12 protein-coding genes are annotated in these 14771 nt (G+C 42.5%); 3 read left to right on the forward strand and 9 right to left on the reverse strand.

Features of this window, described 5'->3' with window-relative positions:
* Positions 1 to 168 precede the first annotated feature (168 nt).
* The gene (locus LL912_RS14140) at positions 169 to 813 is read left to right on the forward strand and encodes an MBL fold metallo-hydrolase (protein ID WP_235554222.1); all 645 of its coding nucleotides are present in this window, start codon (positions 169 to 171) and stop codon (positions 811 to 813) included.
* A gap of 180 nt (positions 814 to 993) precedes the next feature.
* On the opposite strand, the gene LL912_RS14145 is transcribed toward LL912_RS14140, so the two are convergent.
* The 4 genes from LL912_RS14145 to LL912_RS14160 form a co-directional block, all read right to left on the reverse strand.
* Entirely contained in the window at positions 994 to 1494 is a 501-nt protein-coding gene (locus tag LL912_RS14145) for an RNA polymerase sigma factor (protein ID WP_235554223.1), read from the reverse strand.
* A 498-nt stretch (positions 1495 to 1992) separates the two neighbouring features.
* Entirely contained in the window at positions 1993 to 2694 is a 702-nt protein-coding gene (locus LL912_RS14150) for a tyrosine-protein phosphatase (RefSeq protein WP_235554224.1), read from the reverse strand.
* A gap of 142 nt (positions 2695 to 2836) precedes the next feature.
* Positions 2837 to 4117, reverse strand: a complete 1281-nt coding sequence (locus LL912_RS14155) for a glycosyltransferase (RefSeq protein ID WP_235554225.1) — start codon at positions 4115 to 4117, stop codon at positions 2837 to 2839.
* A 133-nt stretch (positions 4118 to 4250) separates the two neighbouring features.
* Positions 4251 to 5240: a UDP-glucuronic acid decarboxylase family protein gene (locus LL912_RS14160; protein WP_235554226.1), complete on the reverse strand. Its 990-nt coding sequence runs from the start codon at positions 5238 to 5240 to the stop codon at positions 4251 to 4253.
* 111 nt (positions 5241 to 5351) lie between these two features.
* On the opposite strand from LL912_RS14160, the gene LL912_RS14165 reads away from it, so the two are divergent.
* Both LL912_RS14165 and LL912_RS14170 read left to right on the forward strand, forming a co-directional pair.
* Complete coding sequence (locus tag LL912_RS14165) at positions 5352 to 6704, forward strand: hypothetical protein (protein WP_235554227.1); 1353 nt, start codon at positions 5352 to 5354, stop codon at positions 6702 to 6704.
* A gap of 179 nt (positions 6705 to 6883) precedes the next feature.
* Complete coding sequence (locus LL912_RS14170) at positions 6884 to 8311, forward strand: right-handed parallel beta-helix repeat-containing protein (protein ID WP_235554228.1); 1428 nt, start codon at positions 6884 to 6886, stop codon at positions 8309 to 8311.
* 36 nt (positions 8312 to 8347) lie between these two features.
* On the opposite strand, the gene LL912_RS14175 is transcribed toward LL912_RS14170, so the two are convergent.
* The 5 genes from LL912_RS14175 to LL912_RS14195 are packed head-to-tail and all read right to left on the reverse strand — an operon-like array spanning position 8348 to position 14688.
* On the reverse strand, positions 8348 to 9430 hold the full coding sequence (locus LL912_RS14175) for a glycosyltransferase (protein ID WP_235554229.1): 1083 nt from the start codon (positions 9428 to 9430) through the stop codon (positions 8348 to 8350).
* A gap of 45 nt (positions 9431 to 9475) precedes the next feature.
* The gene (asnB, locus tag LL912_RS14180) at positions 9476 to 11383 is read right to left on the reverse strand and encodes an asparagine synthase (glutamine-hydrolyzing) (RefSeq protein ID WP_235554230.1); all 1908 of its coding nucleotides are present in this window, start codon (positions 11381 to 11383) and stop codon (positions 9476 to 9478) included.
* A gap of 45 nt (positions 11384 to 11428) precedes the next feature.
* On the reverse strand, positions 11429 to 12628 hold the full coding sequence (locus LL912_RS14185) for a glycosyltransferase (RefSeq protein ID WP_235554231.1): 1200 nt from the start codon (positions 12626 to 12628) through the stop codon (positions 11429 to 11431).
* A gap of 5 nt (positions 12629 to 12633) precedes the next feature.
* Positions 12634 to 13704 carry a glycosyltransferase gene (locus LL912_RS14190; RefSeq protein WP_235554232.1) on the reverse strand — a complete coding sequence of 357 codons (1071 nt, stop codon included), beginning with the start codon at positions 13702 to 13704 and terminating at the stop codon, positions 12634 to 12636.
* Positions 13705 to 13728: 24 nt separating this feature from the next.
* The gene (locus tag LL912_RS14195; protein WP_235554233.1) at positions 13729 to 14688 is read right to left on the reverse strand and encodes a glycosyltransferase family 2 protein; all 960 of its coding nucleotides are present in this window, start codon (positions 14686 to 14688) and stop codon (positions 13729 to 13731) included.
* Positions 14689 to 14771: the final 83 nt, after the last annotated feature.

Consider the following 14771-nt stretch of genomic DNA (forward strand, 5'->3'; position numbering starts at 1 on the left):
CATGGGGTTTTCAATACTTTCAGTTATGTCGTCCGTATATTTGCTCGTTCTAAAACGGCTATATCTCCCGGAAAGGCAATGCCGGCGTATATGCGGTGCATTATTTTCATTCCAATTGCAGAAAGGTCCGGAACATTTCATGGCCTAAAAGTAAAATAAAGATTTGTTATGTTATCGATTCATCGTTTTGTCTTTAATCCCTTCCAGGAAAACACCTATATCCTTTACAACGAAACCGGGAAATGCATCATTATCGACCCGGGATTTTCCAACGAAACGGAGCGGAGCGAATTCCTCCGGTTTATTGACGAAAAAAAACTGCAACCGGTTTACCTGGTCAATACCCATTGTCATATTGACCACATCCTGGGCAACCAGTTTGTATACGACACCTGGAAATTGCCGCTTCATATTCACAAAGGCGAGCAGGGAGTGTTGCAATCGGGGCCAAAAGTGGCTGAGATGTATGGGTTTTCCTTTGCGCCCTATACCGGAACCCTGGTATTTCTTGATGTGACGGACACAATTTCCCTGGGCGATGATACAATGACACTGCTTTTTACGCCCGGTCATTCACCCGCCAGTCTGTCATTTTATAACAAGGAAAGCGGCATCCTGGTCAGCGGCGATACACTGTTCAGCGGCAGCATCGGGCGTACCGATTTGCCCGGCGGAGACTTTGCCACCCTGGAACATTCCATCCGCACCCAACTCTATACCCTGCCCGATGCTACAAAGGTCTATTCGGGTCATGGGCCCGGCACCAGCATTGGGTATGAGAAAAAAAATAACCCCTTTATTCAGGAGTTATAGTCCGGGAAAAAGGTTAACGTTTTAAAGTTTGGATTCGTTTGAGGCTTGATGTAAGACGCCAGATACCAGATGTTTATCGTCTAAGGTGTTGTCTGACGTCTACAGCATATCGATCGAAGTTCACAGAGCAGGAACAGGATCTTCATTCCACATTTTCATCCCGCCAAAGCGGGACAAATTCTAATACCTGCGGATCTGTTCCTTCAGCAGCTTGCGGGCAAAGTGAATGCGGCTTTTAATGGTTCCAAGGGGTTCTTTTAAATACTCGGCTATTTCCTGGTATTTATACCCTTCGAAATACAGGCGGAACGGAACTTTAAATGTTTCCGGAAGTCCTTCAATAGCAGCATTGATCTCTTTTTCTCTCAGCGAGCTTTCTGCCGTGTTGACCACGGAAACCTGGCTCATATTGATCAGGTAATCTTCGGGGGTACTGTCTAAAATAGTCTTCCGTTTTACATTCCTGCGGTAATCATTGATAAAGATATTCCGCATAATGGTAAATAGCCAGGCCTTTATATTGGTTCCGGAATGGTACTTTTCAGAGTTTGCAAGCGCTTTATACAGTGTTTCCTGATAAAGATCATTCGCTGATTCTGAATTCTTTGTAAGATTTACAGCAAAGGGTTTCAGAAAATCTGCATTGTCTACCAACAGTTCATTAAATTCTTTATTTGCCATAACCCGCCTTTTTGAAATTTGTCTAAATTAAAGCTTTACCCGGTAAGCGCAAAGCCGCTCGTCCAATTATAACAAAAAGTTTACCGTTTGAACAGGGCTGCCATTTTGCCGGTGGGAGGATTTCAGGTTTAAGGTTCAAGGTTTCACGTTGGGTTCCGTCTGCTGGCGCGGGGCATTCAATTTCCGGATCTCATAATCTTTTACAGAAGTACGATTATCGAGTAGGAACGGCATCTTCATTCTTACACTCTGCATTTCCATCCTGCCAAAACGGGACAAATTCCCGTTCCTCACTGGTTATTTTACATTCCCGAAGGGGCGTATGCCTGATGGAAGACGTTGATACCAGATGGCTATAGTCTAACGTCTGTACAATACCGATCGGAGGAAGTTCACGGAGCAGGAACGGCTCTTCACTTTTACATTTAATATTTTTTATTCAATATTTTACATTTCCCCAAGGAGAACGATATCTGCGGCTCACCGGCGCCTTCATGGCTAAAGATGACGATTCTGAATACGGTCATTTGTAAGTAATTCCTGAAGTTTGGCAGGGATCTCCAGCGTTTTCAGCCGGGCCATATGTCCTTCATGGTGCAGATCGGTGCCTACGAATGTGTAAAAATCGTGGTCGAGGAGGTATTGGGCAATTTCCTGTACCCGCGCACCATATCCGCCTGTTACAGACAGCAGGTTTAGCTGAAACAGTATTCCGTTATCCTTTATTTCGTGAAACAGGTCCCATTTTTTGTATAAATAAATATAGCGTTCCGGGTGTGCAAGTATCGGCTGGTATCCGGCCATCAGTACGTCAAATAAAATATTTTTCATTGACATTGACTGATGCATGGTAGAAAACTCCGTCAGCACCAGGTTGTCTTTAATGGTCAGCAGCCGCTCCTTTTTTTGCAGCAGCTCCTGCATATGATCATCCAGGAAATATTCTGCAGCCGCTTCAATTTCGACAGCAACCTGGTTTTCTTCCAACGCCTTCCGGAGCAGGTCCAGCCCTTTTTCAATGCGCTCCGGTGTATTTTTATACAGATCCCAGAGTATATGCGGTGTAGTGATCAGTTTGGAGTAACCGAGTTCCTTAAAGCCCTGGATTAATGCCACAGAAGTTTCCAGGTCGGGTGAGCCGTCGTCAATTCCAGGAATTAAATGAGAATGCATATCGGTTCCTACCAAAGTATAATCCATTTTGTGCATCCTGTTTTTCCTCGAAAAAAGCCCGAACATTTTTATGAAATTGTGCGCAAAGATAGATTTTTATCCGGATCAGCGCCGCATTTCGGTAATGAACGTCAACAATACCGGATACTGCTTTTGCAGGATCAGAGGGTTACAAAAGCCGCGCGCCGCTTTGTTGTTGCCGAATGGCAAGTTCCCGCCGCTTATCGGAAAAGGCCGGCAGCCTGTTGCCATTGAGCTGTACATTCTTTTCCAATAAAGAATAATATAATGCCCGGAAGTCGGAAGCCAGCCTTTTTACACCAAATCGTTCCGAAACAAAATCAACGCCGTTTTCTCCCATACGCTCCCTTAGCGCATCGTTTTCCACCAATGATAATAAATGATTAAAAAGCGGCTGCTTGTCATGTACTCCCGCTAAAAGTGCAGTGTCTCCTTCTTTCACAACATCCTTCACTCCTCCTACAGTTGTAGCAACGATCGGTTTACTGGCAGCCTGGGCCTCAATCAGGCTTACCGGCGTGCCTTCATTGAGCGAAGTGAGGCAAACAATATCCAAACCCGCATTCACCACATCCATATCAGATCTCCAGGAAGTGAAAACCAGCGGCCGGCCCTGTAACTCCTCACCCTTGACGGAATACGGGATATTGAGTGTTCCTGCCTTGGCTTGAATATCCGGACAGGAAGTGCCGTCTCCGATAATAAATGCCCGGACTTTTTTTGTGGTTTTCTTCAGCACATAAGCCAACGCCTCCAGGAACAGGTCATGATTCTTTATCGGCACCAGCCTCCCTGTAATTCCCAGCGCGATCTCGTCGTCTGCAATACCAAATTCCCTGCGAAAGGCCGTTCTTTTTGCTTCCCGGTCTTCCATAAACCGCTCCAGCTGAAAGCCCAGGGGCACCACCTCGAATTTACTTTCTTTAGCAATGCGGTACTGGTCTACCAGTTCTGTTTTTTGCTCCGGACTAATGGCGATCAATGTGGTACTTTTCTTTGCCAGGTAGCGTTCAATATTCAAAAAAACCTGGGTCTTGGCCTTATTAAAATAGGAATGAAATACATGCCCATGATAGGTATGTACTACCACCGGCACTTTCATGTGGTACGCCGCAAGCCTGCCCACCGCACCTGGCTTCGCCGCATGCGTATGTACAATATCCGGTTTAAAAGCCTTAATAATTTCGGTAATTTTATGGTATGCTTTATAATCTTTTAACGGATGAATGGAACGTCCCATTTCCGGAACCAATAAGGGCTTGACCCCCATTTCTTCAGCAAGGAATCCGGCGTCCTGCTCATGCGATTCTTTTTCGCCTACCACCAGCAGGGTTTCAAAATCAGGTTCCAGGAACTTGGTAAGATTCAATACATTATAAACCGGTCCTCCGGTAATCAGTCGGTTATGAATACGCAGTATCTTTGGCATTTTTGCAAAAAGTTTAAGCCTGTGCAGAATAAAAAAACTTCAGTTTTCATCATAAAAAACGCCCTGTCTTATTTGAATTAACAGGGCTTTACGTTACAAAGTAACAAAGTTTTATGAAAAATCGATGAACAAATTATATCGAAGCCCCGGGAACCGTAAATTCTTTTGGCTGGTGATACCATTCATCCGGGCCAAGATTTTTAAAATATTGATATGTAATCTCCAGTCCGGATTTTCTTGTCACCTGGGGTTCCCATCCTAAAATAGTCCGCGCCTTTGTAATATCCGGCTGACGTTGTTTTGGATCGTCAGCAGGCAACGGCTTGTGTATAATTCTAACTTTATTACCCGTTAAAGCCAGAATTTCCTCCGCAAAATCATTTAAAGAGATTTCGTCGGGGTTCCCGATATTAACCGGCGATGTATAACTGCTTAATAACAACTTATAGATCCCTTCTACCAAATCTGATACAAAACAGAAACTGCGGGTCTGAGATCCGTCTCCAAACACGGTGATATCTTCCCCTCTTAGCGCCTGGCCTATAAAAGCCGGCAGCGCCCGGCCATCATTCAGGCGCATTCGGGGCCCGTAAGTGTTAAAAATGCGAACAATTCTTGTATCTACCTTATGAAAACTATGATAGGCCATGGTAATGGACTCCATATATCGCTTAGCCTCGTCATAAACTCCACGCGGCCCCACCGGGTTTACATTTCCCCAGTATTCCTCGGTTTGCGGGTGCACCAATGGATCGCCATATACTTCGCTGGTGGAGGCCACCAGGATCCGCGCTTTTTTATCTTTCGCCAGGCCCAGGCAGTTATGTGTTCCCATGGCACCAACCTTCAGGGTTTGAATGGGGATTTTTAAATAGTCGATCGGGCTGGCCGGGGATGCAAAATGCAGGATATAATTCAGCGGTCCGGAAATATGAATATACTTTGTAACATCATGATGATAGAATTCAAAATCCGGGATGGGAAATAAATGCTCCAGGTTTCTTAGATCGCCGGTGATCAGGTTATCCATTGCAATCACTTTATATCCCTCTGCAATAAATTTATCACAAAGATGCGACCCCAGGAAACCCGCGGCACCGGTAATCAAGACGCGTTTTTTCATATTCAATGCTAAAACAGCAAAGCTACTTTATTGGCAGCACTTTTTACGAAGCTGGAAGCGGATTTCCTGCCGAATGTTTTATTTTTACCCATTAATTAATAACCGCTGCAGATGGCTCCAAATATAACGCTCCTGGATTATGCGATTCTCCCTTTTGTGCTGGCTGCTATTTACGGCATTTCTTTCCGGTTCCGTAACCGCCACTACCCCCCGGGTCATCCCTACCGGCCTTATTTTATTACCGGGTTAACCTTAAAGATTATCGGTGCAGTTTTTATTGGGCTGGTATACGAGTATTATTATAAGGGAGGAGATACCATGAACTATTTCCTGCATGCCAAGATCATCAACAGCGCTTTTGATGATTCACCGGTTAAATGGATCAATCTCTTACTTCGCATTCCGGACGAAAGTACCATTGGCTATTATAACTATATCAGCAGGATGTATTGGTACCTGGATCCTGCCAGCTATAGTGTGGCCGCACTGGCTGCTCTTTTCGGCACACTTGTAGGCACCACTTACCTGCCTATTGCTGTAATCTTTGCAGCCATCTCCTTTACGGGGATGTGGGCGTTGTTTAGAACCTTTGCCCGGATCTATCCAGACCTTGTAAAGCCGGTAGGCATCGCAGTACTCTTTATTCCAAGTGTTGTCGTATGGGGGTCCGGCATCTTTAAGGACACTATTTGTCTTTTTGGATTGGGTTGGCTTACCTATGGTGTTTTCCAGATGTTAATTCAGCGGAACTTCCGGGCCGGAAATATTCTTTTAACGCTTCTTAGCTTCTGGCTGGTAGCCCGGGTAAAGGTTTATATCCTCCTGGCCTTTGTACCGGCTCTGCTAATTTGGGTCCTTTCGGTTTATACGGCAAAAATGAAAAATGCTGCCGGGCGGTTTCTTGTTAAACTGTTGGCATTGACAACGACACTTACAGGTTCCTTTTATATTATGACCTCATTGGGAGAAGATATGCTTGGGCGTTATTCTCTGAACAACATTGAGCAGACGGCTCAGATAACCCGGGATTGGATCCAATATTCTTCTAAGGATGAGGGATCGGCCTATGATCTGGGAAATATTAAAAACATAGGTGATATGATCTTAACGTTTCCGCAAGCGGTCAACGTTAGTCTGTTTCGCCCTTATTTATGGGAATCAGGAAAGATTATCATTTTAGCCTCAGCAATAGAAGCGTTTTTATTTCTTTTTTTAACTATTAAATTGCTTGTTGTCGTAGGGCCCAAGCAGTGCTGGGTCACAATTACGAAGGACCCTACGCTTCAATTCTGTTTAATTTTTGCTATAGTTTTCGCTTTTTCTATAGGCATCAGCACGGGAAATTTCGGCACTCTTTCGAGATATAAGATACCCTGCCTTCCATTTTATATATTTCCTTTATTAATTATATACTATAAAAACAAACCCGCTCAAAAGTTTTTTTTGAGACTTTTGAGAATTTAATTTCTGACAGATCTGCCTTTAAAGGTTCTCATCTTTTAATTTTTTTTCATTATTTGCCGAAATCCAAAGCTCCTGATACTTAGTTAGGTTTGTCCATGAAGTTTGAAACAATTATCGCTTAAAGGAACGCACTATCGGTATTTTGTACATTTGCAGAAATACTTAGCATCTCTTATACTATGAAAACTTTTGTCTTTTTTTTCGTTCTACAAATTGTGGCCGGTTCGCAAAACCAATTGAACGCGCAATCAATAGTAGTTCGTGACATCAAATCGTTTGGAGCTCGAGGAGATGGGCGAACCAACGATCATGCAGCATTCCAAAAAGCTGCCGCATTTTTCAATGAACGAGGCGGCAATGGAAAATTAAAAATTTCCAAAGGCGTCTATATTGTCGGTAATCAAATCATTGACAATGGCAAGAGCGAGCAATTCAAGTGGAAAGGGCAGGATATATTACATTTTACAAATGTCCGGAACCTTACAATTGAAGGAGCTCCCGGCACGATTTTAAGATATTCCAACGCGATGAAATTTGGCTCCTTCGATCCCGCCAGCGGACACCCGCGTAAGGGTAATGGTTATTTTGTTGATTCACGGTGGGCAGCCAGTTTAGGACATTGTATATTCATTGACAAATCCCAAAATATTGTGGTGAAAGACATAGAGCTGGACGGGAATAGTGATAAGATTGTATTGGGAGGATCTTATGGCGATGTGGGTTATCAGCTGCCTCATTACGGCGTTTTTATACAAAACAGCAAAGAAATAACGATCCAAAACGTGAATTCACATCACTTCGGCTTAGATGGGATTTGCGTTGCCAATATAAAGACAGGCACAGCTGACAATATAAAAATACTCAATAGCAAATTTAACTATAACGCCCGCCAGGGGTTTTCATGGATTGGGGGAAATGGAGTCTACGCCCTGAGCTGTCAGTTCAATCATTCCGGAAAGGGAAAATTCTATTCTCCTCCCGGAGCTGGATTAGACATTGAAGCTGAATATGGCCCTAATCAAAATGGCGTGTTTGAGAATTGCGAGTTTATAAATGCAACGGGATGCTGCATGGTCGCTGATGGCGGTGATAGCCGTAATATGACTTTTAATAACTGTACCTTTTGGAGTAGTACTACATGGAGCATCTGGACCACAAAACCCAGGTTCACCTTCAATGCATGCAAAATTTATGGCCCCATCGTGCATGGCTACGACTCGCCAAATGATCAGGATGCTACCAAATTTATTAAATGCCAGATTGAAGACAAACCATATAATGGGCAACAACCGTCGGGAGCATTCCTTATCGAAACAAATGACAAGAGACGTGTGCGGTTTGAAAATTGTACGTTGACCGCGCGTTATAAAAAGCTCTTTTGGATCAGCGCCCCGGCGGGCTGGCAGCCAAAGGAAAAATATCACTTGATAAACTGCAAGTTTATTAGCCTCGCGAACAGCTATCCGGCCGGGGATTTTATTGGCGTTTTAAGGGGCGTATATTATAAAAACACAATAATGCAACACCAAAGAAAATATTATATAACCCAATGCTGTGACTCCTCTAATATTGACGGAGGTAACAATAAAACGATCACAACAGATTAAAATCTATACACAGAGCAACAACACGACCATTACATTTTACGATTTCAGGGCGTCGATGAAGACGTTTTTCTGAGAAATAATGCTGTACTTTTGTTCAATACGTTTCCGCCCATTTTCACATATAGATCTTCTTAGATCTGCATTCAGGATCAACTCTTTCAGGGCCGTATGCCATTCATCAGGATCCTCGCATAAAAATCCGTCATGTCCGTCCGTAATAATTATTTTATTGACGCCCACGGGTGATGCAACGGATGCAATACCCAAAGCCATATATTGAATAAGTTTGAACCCGCATTTACCTTCGCTCCATTTATCATTGGTCAGTGGCATAAGGCCTATATCCATCTTTTCTAAATCTTCTATTTCTGTTGAAACGTTCCAAGGTATAAACATATAATTCTTCAACGGTATAGCCGGGTTCTTATCTGCAATAACAACAAATCTGAATTCGTATTCCGTTTCCAGTCTTTTCAGTACCGGAACAATCAGATTAAGGTATTTAAGCGTTGAGTGCGAACCCGTCCAACCAATAGTAATCCCGCTATCCCTCTTTTTCGATTTTGTTTTTCCATATCGTCCTTCGGTATCGACAACTGTAGGAAGATAAAGGACCCGCCTGGCACCGCTTTCTTTTGCAAATTCACATAAGAAATCGTTGCCACCAAATACAATGGTAGCATATTTACAGATCAGCGGTACTTTCCAAAATGATTTAAGCGCATTCATCGGCTTATTCTCTGCGCTCGTATTGGGAATCCATATTGCATCATCAAAATCATAGATCATTTTTTTTCTCCATACTTTGGCAATCAGCCATTCAAACAGAGGAGGACCGAGCGGAGCTGCTTCACGGTGAATGAAAACAAGTGAATACCTGTGTAATCTGAAAAAGACCAACCATCTATTAACATACCCGGATAATATTCCCCAAACCTTCCGGATAGAAGAACTGTTCTTATAAAGTAGACGCCAAGTATTTACATCTAAAAAAGGGCAGATGTCATAAGAGATTGCATTTTCACGAAGCAACGGGAAAAACTGTTCAACCCTAAAGCGCTGTGAAGGCGCCATGCCCACTGGATAAGGTACTATAAAAAGAACATTTTTTTTTGCCAAGATCCGTATTTTAATAAACGAAAAGAATACAAGACAGCCTATTTTTCACACGCGCATCCATTTCCTATACCACATCTGAAACATCAGTAAGTGCCAGATTTTAAGATATTTCTCCTTCCTGCCGGCCAAGAAATCACGCTTTAAACGCTGCACTTCCGCGAACTGAAACAGGCCATGCCTGGCCAGGACCGCATCGTCCAGATACTCCTCCACCAGGGGCCTTAATGGACCAGCTAACCAATCTGCTATCGGAATACCGAAGCCCATCTTGGGGCGGTCCATCAATGCTTTGGGCACATACGGGTACACGATCTCTCGCAGGATATGTTTTTTAATACCTTTGTGATATTTATAATCCGTAGGTAACTGTGCCGCCCATTCAATAACATCCTGATCCAGAAATGGCTCCCGTCCTTCAAGGCAGATGCTCATGGTAGCCCGGTCTACTTTTTGCAAAATATCATCCGCTAGATAGGTCTGGTAGTCCACGGCCATCATAAAAGAAAGCGCATCATAATACTCCGGCTTCAGCTCCCAGCTTTGATATAGGGTGGTAAGCCCGACCGGTGCGCAGGCAAATATTTTTTTTATTTCGCTGTCCGGAAAAACAATGCTAAGATTTTTTAGAAGTTCTGCAGGAGAGGGTTCACGCAGCAGGTTCTTTAATTTATCATAGCGACTATGAAAATTGGCTTTATTCCGCAGCACAGGTATCGTTTCAGATGAAATATACTCCATCAAGCTGGCAGCTATTTTCCGAAGAGACACCGGTATCCTTTGCAGTTTTTGCCCGTAACGGTTAATATAATCATACCGGTTGTACCCGGCAAAGATCTCATCGCCTGCATCCGCGGAAAGCGCTACAGTCACTTTTTGTCGGGCCAGCCGGCTTACCAGTATGGTAGGGATGGCACTACTATCTGCAAAGGGCTCATCATAATAAAAAGGCAGCTCCGGAATGATGTCCATGGCCTCCTTTTCCGTACAATAATATTCGGTATGATCCGTACCCAGATGTGCTGCAATTTGTTTTGCAAAAGGCGCTTCATCCAATCTGTTATCAGTTGTACCGATGGTAAAGGTCTTGATTTTCCCCGTGCTGTTTTTTTGAAGCAGGGCGGTTACGCAGGTGCTGTCAAATCCGCCACTCAGGAACACGCCTACCGGCACATCTGCTACCATACGGTATTGAAAAGCCTTTTCGAGGATGCGCTCCGTTTCACTGATAGCATCCGGCAAACTGATGCTAAGTTTAGGTTTATTGTAATAGTCGTATACATTCCAGTACTGCTCTGTTACCAGCTCTCGTTTCCGAAGGTTCATACGCAGTAAATGCCCGGCCCTGAGCTTAAAGGTATTTTTAAAGATAGAATATGGTGCCGGAACGGTTCCATATTGAAGGAAGGATGCCGCCACTTCGGGGCTAACTTCCTTTTGATACGCAGGATGGGCCACCAGAGCCTTTAACTCCGATCCAAAAAGAAACAGGCCATCTCGGAACGAGTAGTAAAAAGGCTTTACCCCCGCCCGGTCCCGGATAGCCGTCAGCTCCTGCCCGCTCCGGTCATATAATACCAGCGCAAACATCCCATGCCATTTATGAATAGCTGCCGCACCCCATTCCTTCCAGCTGTGCAGGATTACCTCTGTATCGGAAGTCGTCTGAAACTGGTGCCCCCTGGCGGTTAATTCTTCCTTAATTTCATTGTAATTATAGATCTCACCATTGAAAACAACCACCAGGTCTTCATAGGTCATGGGCTGATCTGCTGCATGACTGAGATCGATAATAGAAAGACGACGGTGCCCCAAACCAACCTGGTAACCCTCGCACTGCTCAAAAAATTCAGACTGCCCATCCGGCCCCCGATGAGGCATGGAAGCAGCCATTTTATAAACCGTCTCTTTGGAGCTTTTTTGATTAAAATCTATGAACCCAGCAATACCACACATGAAAATAACGAATTAGATGTTGGACACTTATTCTTCTCAATATTCTTATATCCCAATGCTGTCAAATGCCTTTATATACGACTCCGCAGCTGCTTCTAAAGAGAAAAGGGGAATTGCCTTCGAAGCAATTTCAAATTTATCACACTCCTTAGCTCTATTGATAAAATTAACAATGTTCTCATACTGAAACTCCAGAGGCAATGTATGATCAAAAAGATAACATTCCTCAAAAAACTTAATATAGTCCTCCGTATCACCAATACCTTTGCTCGCAATTACCGGTAAGCCGCAGAGCAGGTATTCTCCTAGCTTTATCGGAGCTATACCTTGCATACTAAACGTCGGTTTCCGCAATGCAAAAGCCAAATCGCCGGCATTCAGGAAATACGGGACTTTCTCATAGTTTACTGTTCTGTAAATTACAAAAGATCGTAAAGCCTCGGGAATCGTTGCTTCTAAATACTCAGTATCGCCCGTTAAGATTAAAAATCTGGCCTTATACTGTTTTAGATATCGTCCAAATATATTCAACATTTCGGCCAAGCAATACTGACTACCTAGGGAGCCGGCATAAACAAAAAGAGTTTCATCGTCCTCTATCTCCAGTTCATTACGTGCAGAGGTTCTATCCAGCTCACTCCTCCGAAACAAAGAAGTATCTCTTCCATTGTTTACAACAAAAAGCTTACTCCGCAACTCTCTTCCTATTCTAGCAATATGTATTTCACTTGCCTTCCGAGATCGAGTAACTACTGCATCAGCCTTTGCGATCATCTTATTCTCTACAGAAGTTAGAAATCTATATTGAAAAGAGTTCTTTTTCATCCCAAAAAAATCTACCCGTTCTTCGATAGGTAACCCATCAGCATCATATATAATTTTAAGATTATCGTTCCGAAGGCTGGATAACATCATTGCAGGAAAGGTACTCCTGGGCATTACTATATCGATGTTATTTTGAACAAGATATTTGGCTATTTTTTTCTTTGCGCCGGCAATCGTTAACATCGCGCCCATAGAAATACTGGGCTTTCTCAAAACCGGATAATGAATGTATACGAATCCATATTTCTGAGCCAATTGCTTCAACTGGTTATGTTCACTTTGATCAGCCCACGAAAATTGAATGATATGAAATGTCACATCCCTCTTTCGCGAAATTTCGAAAAAAATCGGCATAAAAAGCCCCTCCAAATAATTTGTTTGAGGGCCGTCCCACGTAACAAAAAGTACTTCCTCCGGCATTTTTTCTAGATGTAAATTTCCATCAATTCTTTGATGTGCTTGTCCAGGGAGAACATACTCACAACACATTCATATCCACTCAAACCTACTTCAAGTAATTCTTCTTTAGGTAAGGTCACAACCTTACGTAGCCGCTCATACAATGCGTCAGTATCATCTGCTGGCACAATAAACCCGTTAACTCCGTCATTAATAATTTCAGGAGCAACTCCTACATTCGTGCTAAGTGATGGGACTTTGCAATACATCGCTTCCAACAAAGCATTTGAGAATCCCTCAGAAAAAGAGTTAAGAATATATAAATCTGATTGCAAAAGATACGGGTATGGATCCTCAACAAGCCCCTTAAAATCGACGTAATCTTCTATATCGAGAGACTTGACTTCATTTCTTAGATCGACTTCAAGAGAACCAGATCCAAGAATCACAAGGTTAATGTGAATATGATCTACATGAACCAACTTAGCCATAACATGTAAAACACCTGTAATATTTTTAACAGGTTCAAGACGAGAAACCATTATGATCTGGAAGAAATTATTCTTTTTATTTGCCGTCAATCCGCGGAAATCATAATCAAAGGTTCCAAAATTGTAAATTACTTTTACCCTATCGTTCGTTAAACCATACTTCTCCTTTATATTGTTTAAAACAATTTTAGATTCTCCGACAGCAATTGAAGAATTCCTAAAAATATACTTAAAGATCAATCTTCCTATTCTGGATTGGGTTGCTATCCCTATCTCCTCAACGATTATTTTTGGAATACCAGCAATTTTCCCTGCAATAAATCCAAAAAAGTTAGCCTCCGCGCCTGAGGTATGCAAAACATCTGGCTTCTCATTTTTTAACGACCGCGACAGTCCCCAGATCGTTGTGAAGGCAGGAATCCGATGATCTAAATTAAGACAAACTACTCTTTTGCCATTCCTCGCAATTGCGTCAGCAGCCTTTCCGCCCTTTCCAAGCGCCATAAACACCCACTCATTATCAAAATCTTCATGGGATGAAAGTTTGACCATTTTAGACTCGATACCACCATAATCTAAAAAAGTTGACAAACGAATAATCTTCATTGGTGCTGAACTATTAGATCTATACTATGAGCTCTTACGGGTGATAGGGCGTGAATCAGAAGAGGAAAACCATAGAAGCCATTTCATGTAAAGATGAACAGAAAACCTCGTAATATTCTCGAGGACGGAATAAATGGTTCTGCTTAGCTTGTTGTTGACATTTGCGCCCATCCGATCCAGCAAAATGTAGCATAAATGATTCAATCGGGATAAACTATATTGATAGTCGCTATAGTACTTTGAAAGTATAGCCGAAAGCATATTAATTTTTTTTTCTGAGGCGAAGGGCTTTCCCGTATATTGAACCGATTGATCGTGTATTCTGTATTTTACCGTTAAAATAGTTGAATAAGAAATTCTCAGCCCGCCCTTGGCGGCCATTATCCAAAACGGATAATCTTCGATAAGTGCAAAATCCTCATCAAACTGAATTTTTTTAAAAATATCTGAATTAAAAAAAACTCCCGGAGCATGCAAAAAGTTTCTGTATTTTAGAACCTTATATTGTTGCCTGGGAGCTAGCTCAAAAAAAAGTCTATCCAATCTCGCAGCCACCCAATCGTCTTTCATACCCGGTGCATTTAAAGCCCCTTTAAAAACTGTTGCGTTCGTTTGCAATAGATCGAACCGACTGGTTTTAAAGAGCTTTACACAATCTTCTATTGCTGTATTGTAAAAAACATCATCTCCTGCTAATAACTTAACAATGCTACCGCTACTTGATTTTATACCATTGTTGCAATTTGCCGGAATACCCCTGTTTTGATCTGCAACCAATAACTTAGTTCTTACAAATCGTTCCATATTGAACGAAAGCCATTTTTCGCAGAGTGTTACCGTATCATCAAATGAACCATCATCTGAAATTATCAATTCGATATTTTGATATGTTTGCTCTTTTACACTGTCCAATGTTTCCAGAACATAGTCACCTGAATTATAGGTAATGATTATTATCGATACAAGAAGATCTTCCCCTTCCACTTCAGAACAATTAAATAAAAAATACACTATTTTGACTACCCCAGCAATACTCTTCTGACAATAAGCTCATTAGTCTAGGCATT

The organism is Niabella agricola, assembly GCF_021538615.1.
In the GTDB taxonomy this organism is placed as follows: Bacteria; Bacteroidota; Bacteroidia; order Chitinophagales; family Chitinophagaceae; genus Niabella; species Niabella agricola.

Excerpts from the sequence above, each read along its gene's own strand:
- LL912_RS14185 (WP_235554231.1), bottom strand. The coding sequence starts at position 12,628 with ATGCCGGAGGAAGTACTTTTTGTTACGTGGGACGGCCCTCAAACAAAT.
- LL912_RS14190 (WP_235554232.1), bottom strand. The coding sequence starts at position 13,704 with ATGAAGATTATTCGTTTGTCAACTTTTTTAGATTATGGTGGTATCGAG.
- LL912_RS14155 (WP_235554225.1), bottom strand. The coding sequence starts at position 4,117 with ATGCCAAAGATACTGCGTATTCATAACCGACTGATTACCGGAGGACCG.
- asnB (WP_235554230.1), bottom strand. The coding sequence starts at position 11,383 with ATGTGTGGTATTGCTGGGTTCATAGATTTTAATCAAAAAAGCTCCAAA.
- LL912_RS14170 (WP_235554228.1), top strand. The coding sequence starts at position 6,884 with ATGAAAACTTTTGTCTTTTTTTTCGTTCTACAAATTGTGGCCGGTTCG.
- LL912_RS14160 (WP_235554226.1), bottom strand. The coding sequence starts at position 5,240 with ATGAAAAAACGCGTCTTGATTACCGGTGCCGCGGGTTTCCTGGGGTCG.
- LL912_RS14165 (WP_235554227.1), top strand. The coding sequence starts at position 5,352 with ATGGCTCCAAATATAACGCTCCTGGATTATGCGATTCTCCCTTTTGTG.
- LL912_RS14140 (WP_235554222.1), top strand. The coding sequence starts at position 169 with ATGTTATCGATTCATCGTTTTGTCTTTAATCCCTTCCAGGAAAACACC.
- LL912_RS14150 (WP_235554224.1), bottom strand. The coding sequence starts at position 2,694 with ATGGATTATACTTTGGTAGGAACCGATATGCATTCTCATTTAATTCCT.
- LL912_RS14145 (WP_235554223.1), bottom strand. The coding sequence starts at position 1,494 with ATGGCAAATAAAGAATTTAATGAACTGTTGGTAGACAATGCAGATTTT.